Origin of the sequence: Streptomyces sp. TG1A-8, from assembly GCF_030499535.1 — a bacterium.
Taxonomy (GTDB): Bacteria; Actinomycetota; Actinomycetes; order Streptomycetales; family Streptomycetaceae; genus Streptomyces.
In genome coordinates, this window is sequence record NZ_JASTLB010000001.1 from 5,948,578 (window position 1) to 5,966,705 (window position 18,128).

Consider the following 18,128-nt stretch of genomic DNA (forward strand, 5'->3'; position numbering starts at 1 on the left):
CGGGCCCGCGCCCACCGACCGGCAGCCGGTGGATCCGGAAGCTCCGCCCCGTGCCGTCGGCACGCCTGCGCCTGGTGTGCCTGCCGCACGCCGGCGGTTCGGCCGGGTTCTTCGGGGACTGGAGCGCGGGCCTGGCGCCCGACGTGGAGCTGTGGGCGATCCAGTACCCGGGGCGGGAGAACCGGATCGGCGAGCCGTTCATCGCCGAGATGGACGTACTGGCCCAGAGCGTCGCGGACGAACTGCACCCGCACGCCGGCACGCCAACCGTGATCTTCGGGCACAGCATGGGCGCGGCGCTCGGCTTCGAGGTCGCCCGCCGCCTCACCACGCCGGGCGAACAGCACGCCATGCGCCACCTCGTGGTCTCGGGATGCGCCGCCCCGCACCGTCTGCGCCCCTTCCCGGGGCAGGAAGGAGCCCACCTGCTGGACGACGAACGGCTCGTGGCCATGCTCGGATCCCTGGGTGCCGGCGGCACGCACCTGCTGGACGACCCGGACCTGCGCGAGGTCCTGCTGCCGCCGGTCCGCAACGACTACCGGCTCGTCCAGTCCTACACCGGACGCCGTGACCCGGCCCTGCCGATCGGCATCACCGCCTTCGCGGGGCGTCAGGACGCCGCCGTGAGCATCGACGAGCTGGACGCCTGGGCCGAGGTGACCGACGGCCGCTGCACCGTCCGCTCCTTCCCCGGCGGCCACTTCTACCTGACGGAACGCCGGGACGAGGTCCTCGGTGCCCTCAACGACGTGCTGGACGGCCTGGGCTGACGCCCCACCCCCGGCCACCACACCGACCACCACGGAAGACGAGGACATGTACACGCCTATCGACTTGTCCGATCCCCTCCTCTACCGGGACGCCGACCCGGAGCCGATCTGGGCGCGGCTGCGTGCCGAGCACCCCGTGTACCGCAACCGGCGGCAGAACGGCGAGTACTTCTGGGCGGTGATGACCCACCGCTTCTGCACCGAGATGCTCACCGATCCGGACGTGTTCGGCTCGGCGAACGGAATGCGACTGGACTCCGATCCGCGGGTCCTGGCCGCCGCCACCGGGAAGATGCTCAACGTCACCGATCCGCCCCGGCACGACAAGATCCGCAAGGTCGTCAGTTCCGCTTTCACCCCGAGAACGGTCGACCGGCTCGAAAGCAACATGCGCAAGACCGCGGCCCGGGCGATCGACGGGGCGATCACCGAGGGCGGGTGCGAATTCACGCGGGTCGCCCAGCAGCTTCCGGTCTCCGTCATCTGCGACATGCTCGGGGTCCCGCCCCATGACTGGGACTTCATGGTCGAGCGCACGCGTTTCGCATGGAGTTCCACGGCACTCGACGAAGCGGACGAGGCCAGGAAGGTACAGGCCCACACGGAGATCCTCTGTTACTTCCAGGACCTGGCCGAGCTGAGGAGGAGGGACCCGCAGGACGACCTCATGAGCGCGCTGGTCCACGGGGAGATCGACGGCGTACCGCTGACCGACCAGGAGATCTTCTACAACTGCGACGCCCTCGTCTCCGGCGGCAACGAGACGACGAGGCACGCCACCGTGGGCGGCCTGCTGGCCCTGATCGAGAACCCGGACCAGTGGCACAGGCTGCGCGTGGACCCGGCGGTGATGCCGTCGGCGATCCAGGAGGTCGTGCGGTACACGTCGCCGGTCATGCACGCCCTGCGCACGGCCAGGGTCGATGTCGAACTCGGCGGGCAGCGCATTCGCGCCGGTGACCACGTCGTGGCGTGGCTGCCGTCGGCGAACCGCGATGACGAGGTGTTCACCGAGCCGGAACGCTTCCTCGTCGACCGATCGCCCAATCGCCACCTGAGCTTCCTCCAGGGAAACCACTACTGCATCGGCTCGGCACTCGCCAAGCTCGAACTCACCGTGATGTTCGACGAACTCGTGCGGCGCGTCGAGGCCGCCGAGAAGGCCGGCCCCGTACGCCGGCTGCGCTCGAACCTGCTGTGGGGCTTCGATTCACTGCCGGTGAAATTCACCCCGCGATCCTGAACGAGAACCAGGACATCCCCGAACCAGAGGTGATTGCGATGAGCACAGCTCGACCCGTGGCGCGGTCCGGTCTCTCCCCGGACGCCGTCCGCACGGTGGAACGTCATGAGGAGCGCTACGGCACCCGCTTCCAGCAGCTGATCCACTTCGACCGGCGGGCACTGGGCTCCTTGCACGCCCCGGGCACGTTGCCGGACACCGTGCGCGTCGCGTCCGGCACCCGCCCTGACGTGATCGACCGCATGGCCACGGTCACTTCCGTGGCCAACCTGCCCGAACCGCGGCACGCCGACCGCGACCGCTACCTCCGGGCCCTCCTCGACATCTACGCCATGCTCCCGGTCCAGGCGGCCGACGCCGCGTCCCTTCCGGGGGCGGCCGTGCTGGCACCCGAACGCGAGGGACGCATCCTGGCGGAACTGCTCGGCGTCATACCGCACGACCGGTGCTGGACGCCGCAGGCCAAGCGCATGCCCGCAGAAGGCGGCCTCCTCGTCGGTGTGGACGGACGACTGCCCGCCGCGGCCGACCGCCTGGTCATCGTCGACGGCGTCGTGGCGAGCGGGGTGACCCTGATGGCGATGATGCGGCTGGCGGCGGCTCCCGGAGCGGTGATCGACGTCTTCACCTGCCACGCGACCGAGGAGGGAGCCCTCGCCCTGGTCCGGTGCGCACAGCAGCTGGGCCTCACCCTCACCCTCCACGCCGGCCACGTCTCCGGCGTCCTCAACGACACGTTCTACTCGGTGGACCCCGGTGCCCCGGCAACCCTGCTCCTCGGCGACATCGGGGACACGATCAGCCCGGTCGCGCCGGACGTCGCGGCAGAGGGGACGACGGCGTGAGCGGGCCCCTGGGGACGCCGGCGCACGACGGATCCCAGCGGCCCGCGGAGGCGGCCGAGCCGGGCGCCGACCCGTCCCGGCTCGCCGCCTCCCTCCCCCCACAGCCCGACACGACACCCGACCGGCTGCGCCGCCAGATCGAGTTCGTGATGGAAACCGATCGACTCAAGAACGTCTTCCGCCGCAGCCCGCTGCTCGCCGCGGACCGCAGGGAGAACGACGCCGAACACTCCTGGCACCTGGCCCTGCTGACCCTCGTACTCGCCGAGTACGCCGACGAACCGCTCGACGTGGGCCGGGTGCTCGCCCTGGTCGTGGTCCACGACCTCGTGGAGATCTACGCGGGGGACACCTTCGTGTACGACACCGAGGCCCTCGTGGACCAGGAGGCGAGGGAACAGCGGGCGGCGGAGCAGCTCTTCTCCCTCCTGCCCGCGGACCAGAGCGCCCGCTTCCGGAGCCTCTGGGACGAGTTCGAGGCCCGGGTCACCCCCGAGGCACGGTTCGCCAAGGCCATGGACCGCCTCCAGCCGCTGCTGCTCAACTACGGCAATCGAGGCGGCACATGGCGTACGCCAGGAGTCACCGCGAACGACGTCCTCGCCCGCAAGTCCCTCATCAAGGACGCCTCCGCGGACCTGTGGCGATACGCGCAGTCACTCATCCACGCGGGAGCCGCCCACGGCTGGGTCCCGCGCTCCGCCTCCGACACCTGATCCCCGTCGAACGACGAGAAAGACCCATGCGAGCCACATTCATCCACGCACCCGGTGACGTCCGGGTGGAGAACGTCCCCGACCCCGTGCCCCTCCATCCCACCGACGCGGTGATCCGGGTCCTGGTCACCTGCGTGTGCGGCTCCGACCTGTGGGAATACCGGGGCATCCGTCCCATCGGCGCACCGCACCCGATCGGCCACGAGTACGTCGGTGTCGTCGAGGAGACGGGAAGGGCGGTGCGGACCCTCACCCCGGGCCAGTTCGTGATCGGTTCGTTCTTCGCCTCGGACAACACCTGCGAAACCTGCCGCAACGGATACCAGACGTCCTGCCCGCAGCGGGAGTTCATCGACGGCAGCCAGGCCGAGTACGTCCGGATCCCCTGGGCCGACGGCACCCTGGTGGCCCTCGACGGTCCGCCGGCCGAGCACTCCCTCCCCAGTCTGCTCGCCCTCTCCGACGTGGCGGGCACCGGCTGGTACGCGGCGGTGGCGGGTGGCGTCCTGCCCGGTGCCACCGTGGCGGTCGTCGGCGACGGGGCGGTCGGCCTGTCCGCCGTGCTCGCCGCGAGGGAACTCGGCGCGGAGAGGATCATCGTCATGAGCCGCCACGTCCCCCGTCGGCAACTGGCGCTGGAGTTCGGAGCCACCGACATCGTGACCGAGCGGGGCCCCGAGGCCGCGTCCCACGTCCGGGAGCTCACCGGGGGAATCGGCGCCGACTCGGTGCTCGAGTGCGTCGGCACCCCCGAGTCGGTGCGGCAGGCCCTGCACTGCGCCCGCCCCGGCGGTGCGGTCGGCATGGTCGGGGTCCCCCACGGGGTGCGGATCGACGGACGGGAGCTGTACGACTCGCACGTGGCGGTGCGGGGCGGCCCGGCCCCCGTGCGCCGCTTCCTGCCCGACCTGATCGCATCGGTGGTGAACGGCCGCATCGACCCGGGCCGGGTCTTCGACCTCACCCTCCCCCTCGACCGGGTCGCCGAGGGCTACCGCGCCATGGACGAGCGCCGCGCCATCAAGGCGCTGCTGCGCCCCTGACGCGTCCGCCCCGGCCCGTCCGACGCCCCGGTCCGTCCGACGCCCCGACCCCGCCCGGCTGCCCGGGGCGGTCCTGCCGGGCCACCCCGAACGCCTCGGACGGCAGTGGCCGTGCTTCCTGTGGCGTTCCCGTCGGATCGGCCCGGACCGGCTCCCGCCCACGGCCGGGGGAAACGGCCGGGGGAACGGGACCCCGGCCGTGGCGGCCCCGAAGGACGGCTTCCACGTGCTGCGGCACCCCTGTGCACCGATCGTGCCGGCGGCCGGGGAGTCCGGCGTGACCTCGGTGCGGTGGCCCGGGCGCTCCTCACCCGCGATCACCCTCGGTTACTATGCTCACTTCGTGCCGGAGGCCGGAAGCAAGGGGCGCGCCGCCGTCGGCGGACTGCCCGGGAAGCAGGGGGAACCGCATGCCGGCCGGACCCCCCGAGCGCCCCCGGGCCGTCGACGGGTGGTTCCCGCTGCTGTGCTCCTCCAAGTCGGTGGTGGATTACAAGGCTGAAGAAACGGGTGGCCTGGGAAAATGTTGAAAGAGGTCACCGCGACCCGCTACATCACGCCCCTGCGTGAGGGCGGCTCGCTGCCGGGGCTCGTCGAGGCCGACGATTTCGGGACGTACGTCATGAAGTTCACCGGCGCCGGGCAGGGCCGCAAGACGCTGGTCGCCGAGGTCGTCTGCGGCGAACTGGCCCGGCGGCTCGGCTTCCGGACGCCCCGGCTGGTCACCGTGGGGCTGGACCCCGTGCTCGGACTCGGCGAGCCCGATCCGCAGGTGCAGGAGCTGCTGCGGTCCAGCGGGGGCGCCAACCTCGGCATGGACTTCCTCTCCGGCGCCCTCGGCTACGACCCGCTCGCCTTCCCGGTGGGCCGCGAGGAGGCCGGGCGGATCGTCTGGTTCGACGCGCTGGTCAACAACGTCGACCGGTCCTGGCGCAACCCCAACCTGCTGGTGCACCGCGGTGAACTGTGGCTCATCGACCACGGCGCCACGATGATCTGGCAGCACAACTGGCCCTCCGCCGAAACCTCCGCCGCCCGCCCCTACGACGCCTGCGACCACGCCCTCGCCCGGTTCGCCCCGGACGTCGCCTCGGCCGCGGCCGACCTGGCCCCCCGGGTCACCGAGGACCTCCTCGCCGAGGTCACCGCCGAGATCCCCGACGCCTGGCTGGCCGGCGAGCCCGGCTTCACCGACCCGGACGACCTCCGCCGGGCCTACGCGCGGCCCCTGCTCGCCCGGGCGGCCGGCATCCACGAACGCATCACCGGGATCGAGGAGGGCAAATGAGTGAGCACCACATCCACATGGCCGGCCATGTGACCGAACGCCACATCACCCGGGCGGGCCAGGGCGGCGACCGTGACGTGTTCGAGTACGCCCTGCTGCGGGTCGTCCCCCGGGTGGAGCGCGGTGAGTGCATCAACGCCGGCGTGGTCGTCTACTGCCGCGCCCAGGCCTACGTCGGGGCGCGCACCCACCTGGACGCGCCCCGGCTGCTCGCCCTCGACCCGGACGCCGACGTCGCCGGGGTGCGGGCCGCGCTCGGGGCCGTCGAGCGCGTGTGCGCCGGCGGGGAGGCGGCCGGGCCCGCGGCCCGCGACGACGCCGGCCGGCGCTTCCGCTGGCTCATCGCGCCCCGCTCCACCGTCGTGCAGCCCGGCCCCGTCCACACCGGCCTGACCACCGATCCGGCCGCCGAGACCGAGCGCCTGCTGGACCTCCTGGTGAGGTAATGGATCACACCATCCGGGCGCGCCGTTGACACCGGGTGCCAGGACTTCTAGCGTCACGGGTACCGAAGGTACTAAGCGGTCGCTCACCGCATTAAGATTCTCTCAAGGACGAGGAGAAGCAGCAATGTCCACCACCGAACAGCGGGTCGCGGTCGTCACCGGCGCGGCGCGCGGCATCGGCGCCGCCACCGCCGTACGACTGGCGGCCGAGGGCCGCGCGGTCGCCGTCATCGACCTCGACGAGACCGCCTGCAAGGACACCGTCGAGAAGATCACCGCGGCCGGCGGCAAGGCGATCGCGGTCGGCGCCGACGTCTCCGACGAGGCACAGGTCGAGGCCGCCGTCGCCCGGATCACCGAGGAGCTGGGCGCCCCGACGATCCTGGTGAACAACGCGGGCGTGCTGCGCGACAACCTGCTGTTCAAGATGAGCGTCTCCGACTGGGACACCGTCATGAACGTGCACCTGCGCGGTTCCTTCCTGATGACCAAGGCCGTCCAGAAGCACATGGTCGACGCGGGCTTCGGCCGGATCGTCAACCTCTCCTCCTCCTCCGCGCTCGGCAACCGCGGCCAGGTCAACTACTCGGCCGCCAAGGCCGGCCTGCAGGGCTTCACCAAGACCCTCGCCATCGAGCTGGGCAAGTTCGGCGTCACCGCCAACGCCGTCGCCCCCGGCTTCATCGCCACCGAGATGACCAAGGCCACCGCCGACCGCGTCGGCATGGGCTTCGAGGACTTCAAGAAGGCCGCCGCCACCCAGATCCCGGTGCAGCGCGTCGGCGAGCCCGAGGACATCGCCAACGCCATCGCCTTCTTCACCGGCGAGGCGGCCGGCTTCGTCTCCGGCCAGGTGCTGTACGTCGCCGGCGGACCGCTCAACTAGGCACTCGGGAAACGCGGAGAACACGGACATGACTGAACTCCCGGAGCTGTCCGGCAAGGTCGCCCTGATCACGGGCGCCAGCCGGGGCATCGGCTACGGCGTGGCCGAGGCGCTCGTGGCGCGCGGCGACCGCCTGTGCATCACCGGCCGCAACGAGGACGCCCTGAAGGAGGCCGTCGAGAAGCTCGGTTCCGACCGTGTCATCGGCGTCGCCGGCAAGGCGCACGACCTCGCCCACCAGGCCGAGGCCGTCGGGCGCGCCATGGAGGCCTTCGGCCGCATCGACTTCCTGGTCAACAACGCCGGCACCAACCCGGTGTTCGGGCCGATGGCCGACCTCGACCTGGAGGTGGCGCGCAAGGTCTTCGAGACCAACGTGATCTCCGCGCTCGGCTTCGCGCAGAAGGCCTGGCACGCCTGGCAGAAGGACAACGGCGGCGCCATCGTCAACATCGCCTCGGTGGCGGGCATCGCGCCCTCGCCGTTCATCGGCGCCTACGGCGTCAGCAAGGCCGCGATGATCAACCTGACCCAGCAGCTGGCGCACGAGTTCGCGCCGAAGGCGCGGGTCAACGCGATCGCCCCGGCCGTCGTGAAGACGAAGTTCGCCCAGGCGCTGTACGAGGGCCGGGAGGCCGAGGCGGCCGCCGCCTACCCGCTCGGCCGGCTCGGCGTGCCCTCCGACATCGGCGGGGCCGCCGCGTTCCTCACCTCCGAGCAGTCCGACTGGGTCACCGGCCAGACGCTCGTCGTGGACGGCGGGATCTTCCTCAACGCCGGCGTGGGCTGACCCGCGGGTGGCCGGGACGGGCCGGTCGGCACGGGCCGGCGGTTCCCTTTCCGGCCGCCCGGCCGTCTGCTCCGGGTGCCGTGTCCCAGCGAACGGCACCCGGAGCACCGCCCGGGGAGCGCGCGGCGGAATGACAACGTCGTCATGGCGCAATCGATCAAAAAGCCCTGTTCCAGGGGAGGTTCGCAGGGCCGGACGCTGCGGTATGGTCTGCCGACCCTTGGTACGGCAGATCGAGGAGCGTGCGCGTGTTCAACCGGAACCGATTCCTGCGAAGAGTCGCGGCGGTCGCGTCCCTCTCCCTGGTGGCCGGATGCAGTCTGCTCTCCAACGGCGATCCGGACAGCGAGAGTCCGATCGTCGTGGGGACCACCAGCGCTCCCAGCACCCTGGACCCGGCCGCCGCCTGGGACGGTTCCTGGGAACTGTTCCGCAACATCTACCAGACGCTCCTCGCCTACCCGAACGGCGCCACCACCCCCCAGCCCGACGCCGCCGAGAGCTGCCGGTTCACCGACTCCACCAGTCGCACCTACCGCTGCACGCTGCGCGCGGGCATGAAGTTCGCCGACGGCGACCCGCTGGACGCCGAGGCCGTCCGGCACTCCATCGACCGGATCCGCACCATCGACGCCCCCAGCGGCCCCGCCGGGCTGCTCGACAGCCTGGACCGCGTGGACACGGCCGGTGACCGCGACGTCGTCTTCCACCTCGACCACCCCGACGCCACCTTCCCGTTCGTGCTGGCCACCCCGGCGATGTCCATCGTCGACCCCGACGACTACCCGGCCGACTCCCTGCGCAAGGACGGCGAGGTCTTCGGCTCCGGACCGTACCGACTCCAGTCGTACCAGGAGGGCAAGCAGGCCGTCCTCGTCCGCAACGGCAACTACAAGGGGTTCGCCAAGCGCCGCAACGACGCGGTGACCATCCGCTACTTCCAGGACTCCCGCGCCATGGTCGAGGCGCTGCGCGACAAGCGGATCGACGTCACCTACCGGGGCCTGGCCGCGAACGACATCATCGCCCTGCAGCAGCACGGCACCACCGACCTGCAGCTCGTCGACGGCTCCGGCACGGACATCAGCTACCTGGTGTTCAACCCCGAGGACCCCTGGGCCGGGCAGCCCGCCGTGCGCAAGGCCGTCGCCCAGGTCGTGGACCGGGCAGCCATCGCGCACAAGGTCTACAAGGACACCGTGGACCCGCTGTACTCCATGGTCCCCAAGGGCCTGACCGGGCACACCACCGCCTTCTTCGACGACTTCGGCGACCCGAGCGTCTCCAAGGCGCGCGAAATCCTCAGGGGCGCGGGCATCACCCGGCCGGTCCCGCTCACCCTCTGGTACACCACCGACCGCTACGGCTCCGAGACCGCCGAGATGTTCCGGGAGCTCGAGCGGCAGCTGGACGACTCCGGCCTGTTCACGGTCGCCCTCAAAAGCCGCCCCTGGAAGACCTACGTGGTCGGCTACCAGAAGGGCGAGTACCCGGTGTTCGGCCGCGGCTGGTTCCCGGACTTCCCCGACGCGGACAACTTCATCGCCCCGTTCGTCGGCGAGCACAACGCCCTCGGTACGCCCTACCCGGCCAAGGAGATCACCTCGGTGCTGCTGCCGCACGCGCGCGCCGAGAGCGACCGCGCCAAGGTGATGAAGGACCTGGAGTCGGCCCAGCGCATCATGGTGGACGACGCCCGGCTCATCCCGCTGTGGCAGGGCCGGCAGTACGTGGCGGCCAGCGACGACATCTCCGGTGGCGAACAGGCCCTCGACCCGTCCACGATCATGACGATGTGGGAGCTGCACCGCAAGACCAGCTGGTGAGAGGCCTACCGGGCAACGGTTGTCAGCGGCCGCCTGTAGGTTCTGAGACCTGCAAGTGACCGCACACCGTGAGGACGTTGACGTGACCGACATCGCCATGCTGCCCGAGTCCTGGCGCGGGGTTCTGGGCGACGAACTCCAGCAGCCCTATTTCAGGGAGCTGACCGAGTTCGTCGAGGAGGAGCGGGCGAAGGGTCCTGTCTACCCGCCGCGCGAGGAGGTCTTCGCCGCGCTGGAGGCGACGCCCTACGAGAAGGTCAAGGTCCTGATCCTCGGCCAGGACCCGTACCACGGCGAGGGTCAGGGCCACGGCCTGTGCTTCTCCGTCCGTCCGGGAGTGAAGACGCCGCCCTCCCTGCGGAACATCTACAAGGAGATGCACGCGGAGCTGGGCCTGCCGATCCCGGACAACGGCTACCTGATGCCCTGGGCCGAGCAGGGCGTGCTGCTGCTCAACGCGGTGCTCACCGTCCGGGGCGGCGAGGCCAACTCGCACAAGGGCCGGGGCTGGGAGAGGTTCACGGACGCGGTGATCCGCGCGGTGGCCTCCCGCCCCGACCCGGCGGTCTTCGTGCTGTGGGGCAACTACGCGCAGAAGAAGCTCCCGCTGATCGACGGGACCCGGCACGCCGTGGTCAAGGGCGCCCACCCCTCGCCCCTGTCCGCGAAGAAGTTCTTCGGTTCCCGCCCGTTCACCCAGATCAACGAGGCGATCGCCCGCCAGGGGCACGACCCGGTCGACTGGCGGATCCCCGACCTGGGCTGAGACGCCGTACGACACGGGGCGGGGCCGTGTCGTACGGGGCCGCCTGCCCCGGAATGCCGGTGGCTCCGGTTAGCGTCGGGGCAGGTGGCCGGCGAGACGGCCGACGTGGGCCCGGAGGACGTGGTGGCGGAGCGACAGGAGCAGGCGGCCCCGGACGCCGTGCTGACGCGGATCGGGCAGATCGTCATCCTGCACCACGGCGGCGACCGGGAGGAGGCCAGGCGCCGCTTCCTGGAACTGTGGGCGGAGCTGGGCGAGAGCGGGCCCCCGCTGCACCGCTGCACGCTGGCGCACTACCTCGCCGACACCCAGGACGACCCCGTGGACGAACTGGCCTGGGACCTGAGGGCGCTGGCCGCCGCGGAGGAACTCGCGGACGGGCGCGGGGCCGGTGATCCGCCGGGCCTGCGGGGCTTCCTCCCCTCGCTGCACCTCAACCTGGCCGCCGACTACGTCGGGCTGGGCCGTTCCGCGGCCGCCCGCGCCCACCTGCGCCGCGCCCGCCACGCCGCCGCGTCCCTGCCCGAGGACGGGTACGGCGACGGCGTACGGGCGGCGATCGGCCGTCTGGAGTCACGGCTGGGCGAGGACGGCCCCCCGGACGGCGGCGGCCGGTGACCGCTGCACCGGTGGCCGAACCGGGCGGGGTTCGCGCGCCGGCGGGCCGGATCCGTCCGGGCCGGGGAGCGGCGCGGCGGCCGGCCCGCGGTGACGTCCGCCGGGTCCGCCGGGCCGGGGACCGCAGCGGAATCCCGTGTCAGTGGCCGTACGCCCGCTCGCAGATCCGTGCCTCGGGGCTGTTCCTGCGCCAGCCGCCGTACTTCCTGCCCAGGGCGCACACGTCGGAGGCGTTCGGGACGGAGCGGGGCAGGTCCGGGACGTCGGTGTACGGCCTTCGCGGGCGGTCCGGGCGCGGCCGGGGCGCGGCGGGCGGCAGCGGCGGGCGGTGCGCGGCCGGCGGGGCGGCCGGCTCGCTGTGCCGGGGGGCGCGGGAGGGGCCGACCTTTTCCAGTCCCTCCCGCGCCGGCGCCTGTACGGGGTGCGACTGCGTACTGCCGTCGGGCCGGGGCGCCGTCTGCTGCGAGGGCGCGGTGCCCGGTGGGGGACCGGGGGCCGCCGGGCGCTGAACCGTCATGCAGCCGGAGAGGGCCGAGACGGCCACGGTGACCAGAAGCGCTGCGGTGGTCGTGGTTCGATGCACCCGCACCACTCTGCTGGGTCGGCCCCCGCCCCGGCACCGTGCACCCGGGGGAAATACCTCCGCACGGGTGGTCTCGTGCCCCGTAAGGAGTGCCCTGCCCGGCGGACGTTGACGCCGCGACGTGCCGGGCGGACGCGCCGCCGCCGATCCGCTCGCGCCGGAGGCGGACGGGCCCGCCGTGCCCGCTTCCCGGCCCCGGCGGGCTTCCCGCCCGGGCATTTCCGGGCACCGCGGTGCCCGGCGGTCCCCGTATGCTTCCGGAAGGCACCCGCAGGGAACCGGTAGGGAGAGCACGTGAAGGTCGGCTGCATCGGGCTCGGGGACATCGCGCAGAAGGCGTACCTTCCGGTGCTGGGCACGCAGCCGGGGATCGACCTCCACCTGCAGACCCGGACGCCCGCCACCCTGACCCGGGTCGCGGACGGCCTGCACCTGCCCCCGGACCGGCGGCACCCCACCCTGGACTCCCTGCTCGACGCGGGCCTCGACGCCGCCTTCGTGCACGCGCCCACCGACGTCCACCCCGGGATCGTCACCCGGCTGCTGGAGGCGGGCGTCCCCACCTACGTGGACAAACCGCTCGCCTACGAACTCGCCGACTCCCGGCGTCTGGTGGCCCTGGCCGAACAGCGCGGCGTCTCCCTCCGCGTGGGCTTCAACCGGCGCCACGCCCCGGGCTACGCGCAGTGCCTGGACCACCCGCGCGAGCTGATCCTCATGCAGAAGAACCGGGTCGGACTGCCGGAGGAGCCGCGCACGATGATCCTGGACGACTTCATCCACGTCGTCGACACGCTGCGGTTCCTGGTGCCGGGCCCCGTCGACGACGTGACCGTGCGCGCCCGCACCGAAGCCGGGCTCCTGCACCACGTGGTGCTCCAGCTGGCCGGCGACGGCTTCACCGCGCTCGGTGTGATGAACCGCCTCAGCGGCTCGGCCGAGGAGGTCCTGGAGGTCTCGGGCCAGGAGACCAAGCGCCAGGTGCTCAACCTGGCCGAGGTGGTCGACCACAAGGGACAGCCGACGGTGCGCCGGCGCGGCGACTGGGTGCCGGTGGCCCGGCAGCGCGGCATCGAGCAGGCGGTGCTGGTGTTCCTCGACGCGGTCCGCGCGGGCGAGGTGCTCAGCGCCCGGGACGCGCTGGCGACTCACGAACTGTGCGAGCGGGTGATACGGGCCGTCGTGGACCGGCCCGGCGCAGCCTGAGCGTCCGCACGCCCTCGGCCGCGCCCAGGGCGGCCAGCACCAGCACGGCGCCGTGCACCGGCCAGTCGCCGTGGCGGGCGTACGGGGTGGTGCCGTGTGCGAGCGGCACGTCGTACACGCGTGCGGCGTCCGCGCCGGTGCCGAGCCACGGGCCAAGGCGCCGGCCGTCCGGGCCGTAGACGGCCGAGACGCCGGTCAGGGTCGCGTGGACCATGGGGCGGCCGGTCTCGGCGGCGCGCAGCGCGGCCAGCGAGGCGTGCTGCGCGGGTGCCCAGCTGCTCTGGAAGGACGAGGTGGAGGACTGGCCGAGGAGCACGTCCGCGCCGTCCTCGGCGAGGTGGCGGCTCATGTCCGGGAACGCGGTCTCGAAGCACACCAGCGGGCCGACCCGCAGTCCGTGCCCCACGTCCATCACGACCTGCCCGGTGCCGTGCCGTCGGTCCTCCCCGGCGGCACGGCCGACGGAGGTGGCCCAGCCGAGGAGCGAACGGGCCGGTATGTACTCGCCGAACGGGACGAGCCGCATCTTGTCGTAGCGGTCACCGGTCGGGCCGTTCGGGCCGACGAGCACCGAGCTCTTGTAGATGCCGGGCCGGTCGGAGCGGCGGGCGTCCACGTTGACCAGCACGTCGGCACCGGTCCGCCGGGAGAGCGCGGCGAGCCGCCGGGCCAGGTCGGGCCGGTCGTCGAGGTCGAAGCCCACGCTGGACTCGCCCCACACGACCAGGTCGACGCCCTGGCCGGCCAGCCGCCGGGTCAGCCGTTCCTCGCGGTCGAACCGCCTCCCCGCACCGTCCCGCCCGTCCACGATCCCCGGCTGGACGACGGCGACGCGCACCCGCCCGTCGACCTCCGGGCGCGGCGCCCACGCCCACGCGGCCGAGGCCGCTGCGGCAGTGGCGACCAGTGAGGCCACCGCGGGCACGCGGGCCCCGCGCACGGACACCAGCACCGCCGCCGCCACGTTCACCACCACCACCAGGAAGCTGAGCAGCCACACGCCGCCCACCGACGCCAGCCGCAGTGCCGGGCCCACCTGCCACTGGCTGGAGCCGAGCATGCCCCAGGGCCCGCCGAGCCCCTGCCAGGACCGGACCAGCTCGACCATCAGCCAGGCCGACGGCAGCACCAGCAGCGCGGCCGCGCCGCGCCCCGGCGTCGGCACCCCGCTCAGGAACCGGCGCACCAGCCAGCCCCAGGGCGCCCACAGCACGCCCAGCAGCCCGGCTATCAGGAAGATGAACACGTGCAGGCTGGGCAGCAGCCAGTGGTGCACGGCCACCATGAAGCCGAAGCCGCCGCACCAGCCGTCGTACGCCGCCCGCCGTCCGGTCGGCGCCGCGCGGGCCAGCAGGATCCACGGGACCAGGGCGAGGTACGCGAACCACCACAGCGAGGGCGCCGGGAACGCGAAGACGGGCAGGGCACCCGCGAGGGCGGCGGCGCAGGAGCGGCGCCAGGGGGAGGTCAGCCAGCGGTCGATCGTCCTCATACGGATGCTCCCTACCCAGGGCTGACCCCAGTGTGCGTGCCGGAGGCGATCCTCGACAGACGGCCGGGTCCCGCCGGGGGAGAACCGGCCGGCGACCCGGTCCCCGGCCCCCGGCACCGGCTCCGCACGCCGCGCCCCCGGCCCGGTGCCGGGCGCACCGGGCCGGGGACCGGGCCGACGTGCCGATATCCGGTGGTGCAGCGTGTGACGCGTGGCGCAACCTGTCCGGGTGAACGAACGTCCAGTCGAACCCGAACCGAAGTTCCGCGTCCGCGCCCGCCACACGGAGTCCACGGTCACCGTCTACCAGGCCTACCGCCCGGGGATCGGCGGCCCGGCGGCCCGCACCGGCCGCTTCCCGTCCTCCTGGAAGCGGGAGAGGATGACCTGGATCAAGCCGTCCTTCCTGTGGATGATGTACCGCTGCGGCTGGGGCACCAAGGAGGGCCAGGAGACCGTCCTCGCCGTCGAGATCGACCGGGCCGGCTTCGAGTGGGCCCTGCGGCACTCCTGCCTGTCGCACTACGTGCCGGGCCTGCACCAGGACGAGGCCGCCTGGCGGCGGGAGCTGCGGCGGGCCCCGGCCCGCGTGCAGTGGGACCCGGAGCGGGACCTGCGCCTCGACCCGCTGCCGCACCGGTCGCTGCAGCTCGGCCTGGCGGGCGAGGCGGCCGCCCGGTACGCCGACGAGTGGATCGTCGGTATCGAGGACGTGACCCCGCTCGCCACGCGGATCCACGGCCTGGTGCGGGCCGGAGAGCCGGAGCGGGCGGCGGCGCTGCTCCCCGCCGAGCGGCCGTACCCGGTGGCCGACGAGGTGCTGGCGCACCCGCGGCCGTAGGCGCCGCGCTCCGGCTCAGGCGGCCTCGATGCCCCGCTCGCGGATCGCCTCCGCCCACTCGACCACCAACAACTCGTACTCGGCGCGCTCCGGGGGCGACAAGGTGCCACCCGCACGCAGCCACAACGCCCGGATCTGCTCGTTCACCTCGGCAGCAGACCGCACGGAACCAGGGGACATGACTTCGGGGGACATGCGGACAAGCCTAGGGGCAGGCACTGACACTGCGCTACCGCGCGGCTACGCAGAACGTATGGGCTTGGTCACCGTCGCCGGCCGGGTCCTCGGCCTCGAACACCCAGGGGCCTGTTGTTGGGGCACATTTCTCGGCTGGTGAACACGCGGAGTGATGACCGAGAAGAGGACGCTTCTCTTAGAGGCCGCGCAGGTAGGCGTGGGTTCACGGTCGGCGGTTCGGGCGTTCGTTCCAGCGGTGGGTCGCCCACGCCTGCCGGCTCAGGCTACGCACGGTGATGATCGTGTCGGTGAGATCGAAGAAGGCGTCGATGACGGTGACTCGCCGCTCGTAGCAGCGGGCGAGCCGGTAGAAGGCGTTCTGCCAGGCGTGGGTGCGTTCCACGTGCCAACGCCGACTGGCCTGGATTGGTGCGTTCTTACCTTTGTGCGCGATGCGGCCGTGGAAGCCGCGCTCTTCAAGCAGAGCGCGGGTCTTGTCCGAGTCGTAACCAGCGTCCAAGTGCACGGTGATGTCATCGGGCAACGGGCCGAGGTCGTCCAGGCGGTCCAGCGTGGGAGCAAGCAGCGGAGAGTCGTGGCGGAACGACTCACATCAGCCCCGTGACCAGCGACAGGATCTTCGTAGGTCATGCTGGCAGCGGCTTTGCAGGAACGCGGGAAGTCCGTGCGCGCCGGGAACCGTGCGGTCCACGGCTTCTCGGGGACCCATCGCTGTACCCCTCAGCCGCCCGCTGAAGTAGGCGCGCAGAAAGTGGAGACACGGACAGGGGGGAACTATAGGAAACCGAGCGCACGTTGGTCTTGACGTGACTAAACTTCGCACCCTCGGCTCGTCCGACCTCCTCGTTTCCCCCCTCTGCCTGGGAGGCAACGTCTTCGGCTGGACCGCCGACAAGACCCAGTCGTTTGCAGTGCTCGACGCCTACCTCGCCGCCGGCGGCAATTTCATCGACACCTCCGACTCGTATATGAATTACTTCGCTGGCAACGAGCCGGGACAGTCCGAGAGCATCATCGGCGACTGGCTCGCCGCCCGCCGCAACCGCGACGACGTGGTCGTCGCCACCAAGGTTGGTGACCACCCGGAGTACATGGGCCTTGCGCCTGCCAACATCAAGGCCGCTGCCGAGGAGTCCCTGCGGCGACTGCGTACCGACCACATCGATCTCTACTACACCCATTTCGACCGGGACGAGTCCATCCCCGTGGACGAGATCATCACGGCTCTCGACGATCTCGTAAAGGCCGGCAAGGTGCGTGCCATCGCGACCTCCAACATCAGCCCCGAACGGCTGTCTGCATCGCTGGCCTTCTCCGATCGCGAAGGGCTGGCCCGCTACGTGGCTCTGCAGCCGCAGTACAACCTCGTCTCACGCGATACCTACGAGGGTGCGCGGCGGGAGGTCGTGCAGCGCGAAGGGCTGGCCTGCGTTCCGTACTTCGCACTGGCCTCCGGCTTCCTCACCGGCAAGTACCGTCCCGGGAAGAGTATCGAGAACGTGCGCAACGTTCCCGGACTCGCCGGTGGCTACGCGGACACTGAACGCGGCGTGAAGGTGCTCGACGCGTTGGAGCAGATCGCGACGGCGCGGGGGGTAGAGATGGCCACTGTGGCGCTGGCCTGGCTCGCGCAGCAGCCGACCGTGACCGCGCTGATCGCCTCCGCACGCACCGTCGAGCAGCTGCCGGCGCTCTTCGCCGCGCAGGACCTGCATCTGTCGGACACCGAGCTGCAGACTTTGACGACCGCCTCGTCCTGACCGGGGGCGCGGTCGGGGGTTAGGGGCCCCGGTCGCAGACCGGGCACAGGTCCTGGTGATCATGGAGTTGCGACGCTCTGTGATCACTTGGGAGACCTGTGCCTCAGCTCCTGTTCGGCCTCCGAGGTCGCCTCGATGATCGAGGGCGTGCTGCGGCACTGCACCGGCATGGTCGTCGACCGGCAGTACACCGACACGCACGGCGCCTCCATCGTCGGGTTCGCCCGTCTGCGACTATCTGGCCGACGTCGAGATGCGCCAGGAGGTCCACGAGGGGTTGCAGGTGGTGGAGAACCGGAACTCCGCGAACAAGGATCTCTTCTACGGCAAGGACGGCGACCTGGCCGGTGCGGACAAGGAGTCCCAGGAGGTCGGCATGTTCGCGCTGCACCTGCTCCAGTCCGCGCTGGTGCACGTCAACACGCTGCCGGTGCAGGAGGTCCTGGCCGATCCGAAGTGGGCGGACGAGCTCACCGACGCGGACCGGCGGCCCCTGTCGCCGCTGTTCTGGACCCATGTGAACCCGTACGGCCGGTTCGAGCTGGACATGGACAGCCGTCTCGATCTGGACCTGTCCGTCCGGGCGGCGGTGCCCGGCCCGCGCACCCCGCAGGGGGAGGCGACCGCCGCCCAGGGGTGATACCCGGGCGCACGACGCTGTGCCCCGGCTCCCGGGCCCGGCCGCCCCGGGTCGGCTTCCGCAGACCCAGGCGATACGGCCCGAGCAGGCGGGGCACCCTTAGCCTCCGGTGCAGTCGCACCATCCGCGGTGCGGGAGCGCGGCCCCGGGGCAGCCCAGGCCGAGGGT

General features: G+C 71.9%; 19 protein-coding genes and 1 pseudogene. 16 read left to right on the forward strand and 4 right to left on the reverse strand.

Features of this window, described 5'->3' with window-relative positions:
- Positions 1 to 50: 50 nt before the first annotated feature.
- From QQY24_RS26255 to QQY24_RS26310, 12 genes are all read left to right on the forward strand, one after another.
- The gene (locus QQY24_RS26255; protein WP_301975181.1) at positions 51 to 773 is read left to right on the forward strand and encodes a thioesterase II family protein; all 723 of its coding nucleotides are present in this window, start codon (positions 51 to 53) and stop codon (positions 771 to 773) included.
- 46 nt (positions 774 to 819) lie between these two features.
- Positions 820 to 2,016 carry a cytochrome P450 gene (locus QQY24_RS26260; RefSeq protein ID WP_301975182.1) on the forward strand — a complete coding sequence of 399 codons (1,197 nt, stop codon included), beginning with the start codon at positions 820 to 822 and terminating at the stop codon, positions 2,014 to 2,016.
- A gap of 38 nt (positions 2,017 to 2,054) precedes the next feature.
- Positions 2,055 to 2,861: a hypothetical protein gene (locus tag QQY24_RS26265; RefSeq protein WP_301975183.1), complete on the forward strand. Its 807-nt coding sequence runs from the start codon at positions 2,055 to 2,057 to the stop codon at positions 2,859 to 2,861.
- Entirely contained in the window at positions 2,858 to 3,577 is a 720-nt protein-coding gene (locus QQY24_RS26270) for an HD family hydrolase (RefSeq protein WP_301975184.1), read from the forward strand. The genes QQY24_RS26265 and QQY24_RS26270 overlap by 4 nt, the downstream gene beginning before the upstream one ends.
- 26 nt (positions 3,578 to 3,603) lie before the next feature.
- Positions 3,604 to 4,620, forward strand: coding sequence for a zinc-dependent alcohol dehydrogenase family protein (locus QQY24_RS26275; RefSeq protein WP_301975185.1), 1,017 nt, complete (start codon positions 3,604 to 3,606; stop codon positions 4,618 to 4,620).
- A gap of 523 nt (positions 4,621 to 5,143) precedes the next feature.
- Positions 5,144 to 5,908 (forward strand): HipA family kinase, encoded by a 765-nt coding sequence (locus QQY24_RS26280; protein ID WP_301975186.1) that lies wholly within the window; start codon positions 5,144 to 5,146, stop codon positions 5,906 to 5,908.
- Complete coding sequence (locus QQY24_RS26285; protein ID WP_301975187.1) at positions 5,905 to 6,354, forward strand: DUF3037 domain-containing protein; 450 nt, start codon at positions 5,905 to 5,907, stop codon at positions 6,352 to 6,354. The genes QQY24_RS26280 and QQY24_RS26285 overlap by 4 nt, the downstream gene beginning before the upstream one ends.
- Positions 6,355 to 6,478: 124 nt before the next feature.
- Positions 6,479 to 7,240: a 3-oxoacyl-ACP reductase FabG gene (fabG, locus tag QQY24_RS26290; RefSeq protein WP_301975188.1), complete on the forward strand. Its 762-nt coding sequence runs from the start codon at positions 6,479 to 6,481 to the stop codon at positions 7,238 to 7,240.
- 28 nt (positions 7,241 to 7,268) lie between these two features.
- A complete protein-coding gene (locus QQY24_RS26295) occupies positions 7,269 to 8,030 on the forward strand; it encodes an SDR family oxidoreductase (RefSeq protein ID WP_301975189.1) in 762 nt (253 codons plus the stop codon).
- Positions 8,031 to 8,278: 248 nt separating this feature from the next.
- Positions 8,279 to 9,856: an ABC transporter substrate-binding protein gene (locus QQY24_RS26300; protein WP_301975190.1), complete on the forward strand. Its 1,578-nt coding sequence runs from the start codon at positions 8,279 to 8,281 to the stop codon at positions 9,854 to 9,856.
- Between the two features lie 82 nt (positions 9,857 to 9,938).
- A complete protein-coding gene (gene ung / locus QQY24_RS26305) occupies positions 9,939 to 10,622 on the forward strand; it encodes a uracil-DNA glycosylase (RefSeq protein ID WP_301975191.1) in 684 nt (227 codons plus the stop codon).
- Positions 10,623 to 10,745: 123 nt separating this feature from the next.
- The gene (locus tag QQY24_RS26310; protein WP_301976365.1) at positions 10,746 to 11,240 is read left to right on the forward strand and encodes a hypothetical protein; all 495 of its coding nucleotides are present in this window, start codon (positions 10,746 to 10,748) and stop codon (positions 11,238 to 11,240) included.
- A gap of 139 nt (positions 11,241 to 11,379) precedes the next feature.
- Here the strand turns inward: QQY24_RS26310 and QQY24_RS26315 are convergent, their stop codons facing one another.
- Entirely contained in the window at positions 11,380 to 11,823 is a 444-nt protein-coding gene (locus tag QQY24_RS26315; protein WP_301975192.1) for a hypothetical protein, read from the reverse strand.
- Between the two features lie 294 nt (positions 11,824 to 12,117).
- Here QQY24_RS26315 and QQY24_RS26320 point away from each other — a divergent pair, with 294 nt between their 5' ends.
- On the forward strand, positions 12,118 to 13,029 hold the full coding sequence (locus QQY24_RS26320) for a Gfo/Idh/MocA family protein (protein WP_301975193.1): 912 nt from the start codon (positions 12,118 to 12,120) through the stop codon (positions 13,027 to 13,029).
- Here the strand turns inward: QQY24_RS26320 and lnt are convergent.
- A complete protein-coding gene (gene lnt, locus QQY24_RS26325; protein ID WP_301975194.1) occupies positions 12,947 to 14,521 on the reverse strand; it encodes an apolipoprotein N-acyltransferase in 1,575 nt (524 codons plus the stop codon). The genes QQY24_RS26320 and lnt overlap by 83 nt on opposite strands.
- A gap of 229 nt (positions 14,522 to 14,750) precedes the next feature.
- Here lnt and QQY24_RS26330 point away from each other — a divergent pair, with 229 nt between their 5' ends.
- Positions 14,751 to 15,362 carry a DUF4291 domain-containing protein gene (locus QQY24_RS26330; RefSeq protein WP_301975195.1) on the forward strand — a complete coding sequence of 204 codons (612 nt, stop codon included), beginning with the start codon at positions 14,751 to 14,753 and terminating at the stop codon, positions 15,360 to 15,362.
- A gap of 15 nt (positions 15,363 to 15,377) precedes the next feature.
- On the opposite strand, the gene QQY24_RS26335 is transcribed toward QQY24_RS26330, so the two are convergent.
- Both QQY24_RS26335 and QQY24_RS26340 read right to left on the reverse strand, forming a co-directional pair.
- Entirely contained in the window at positions 15,378 to 15,557 is a 180-nt protein-coding gene (locus QQY24_RS26335; protein WP_301975196.1) for a hypothetical protein, read from the reverse strand.
- Between the two features lie 205 nt (positions 15,558 to 15,762).
- Positions 15,763 to 16,137: pseudogene (locus QQY24_RS26340) on the reverse strand (transposase); the annotation flags it as partial.
- Positions 16,138 to 16,366: 229 nt separating this feature from the next.
- Here QQY24_RS26340 and QQY24_RS26345 point away from each other — a divergent pair.
- Both QQY24_RS26345 and QQY24_RS26350 read left to right on the forward strand, forming a co-directional pair.
- Positions 16,367 to 17,320 (forward strand): aldo/keto reductase, encoded by a 954-nt coding sequence (locus QQY24_RS26345; RefSeq protein ID WP_062010513.1) that lies wholly within the window; start codon positions 16,367 to 16,369, stop codon positions 17,318 to 17,320.
- Between the two features lie 253 nt (positions 17,321 to 17,573).
- On the forward strand, positions 17,574 to 17,960 hold the full coding sequence (locus tag QQY24_RS26350; RefSeq protein WP_301975197.1) for a Tn3 family transposase: 387 nt from the start codon (positions 17,574 to 17,576) through the stop codon (positions 17,958 to 17,960).
- Positions 17,961 to 18,128 lie beyond the last annotated feature (168 nt).

Excerpts from the sequence above, each read along its gene's own strand:
- QQY24_RS26260 (WP_301975182.1), top strand. The coding sequence starts at position 820 with ATGTACACGCCTATCGACTTGTCCGATCCCCTCCTCTACCGGGACGCC.
- QQY24_RS26350 (WP_301975197.1), top strand. The coding sequence starts at position 17,574 with ATGCGCCAGGAGGTCCACGAGGGGTTGCAGGTGGTGGAGAACCGGAAC.
- QQY24_RS26265 (WP_301975183.1), top strand. The coding sequence starts at position 2,055 with ATGAGCACAGCTCGACCCGTGGCGCGGTCCGGTCTCTCCCCGGACGCC.
- QQY24_RS26280 (WP_301975186.1), top strand. The coding sequence starts at position 5,144 with ATGTTGAAAGAGGTCACCGCGACCCGCTACATCACGCCCCTGCGTGAG.
- QQY24_RS26275 (WP_301975185.1), top strand. The coding sequence starts at position 3,604 with ATGCGAGCCACATTCATCCACGCACCCGGTGACGTCCGGGTGGAGAAC.
- QQY24_RS26295 (WP_301975189.1), top strand. The coding sequence starts at position 7,269 with ATGACTGAACTCCCGGAGCTGTCCGGCAAGGTCGCCCTGATCACGGGC.
- QQY24_RS26335 (WP_301975196.1), bottom strand. The coding sequence starts at position 15,557 with ATGTCCCCCGAAGTCATGTCCCCTGGTTCCGTGCGGTCTGCTGCCGAG.
- QQY24_RS26285 (WP_301975187.1), top strand. The coding sequence starts at position 5,905 with ATGAGTGAGCACCACATCCACATGGCCGGCCATGTGACCGAACGCCAC.
- fabG (WP_301975188.1), top strand. The coding sequence starts at position 6,479 with ATGTCCACCACCGAACAGCGGGTCGCGGTCGTCACCGGCGCGGCGCGC.
- lnt (WP_301975194.1), bottom strand. The coding sequence starts at position 14,521 with ATGAGGACGATCGACCGCTGGCTGACCTCCCCCTGGCGCCGCTCCTGC.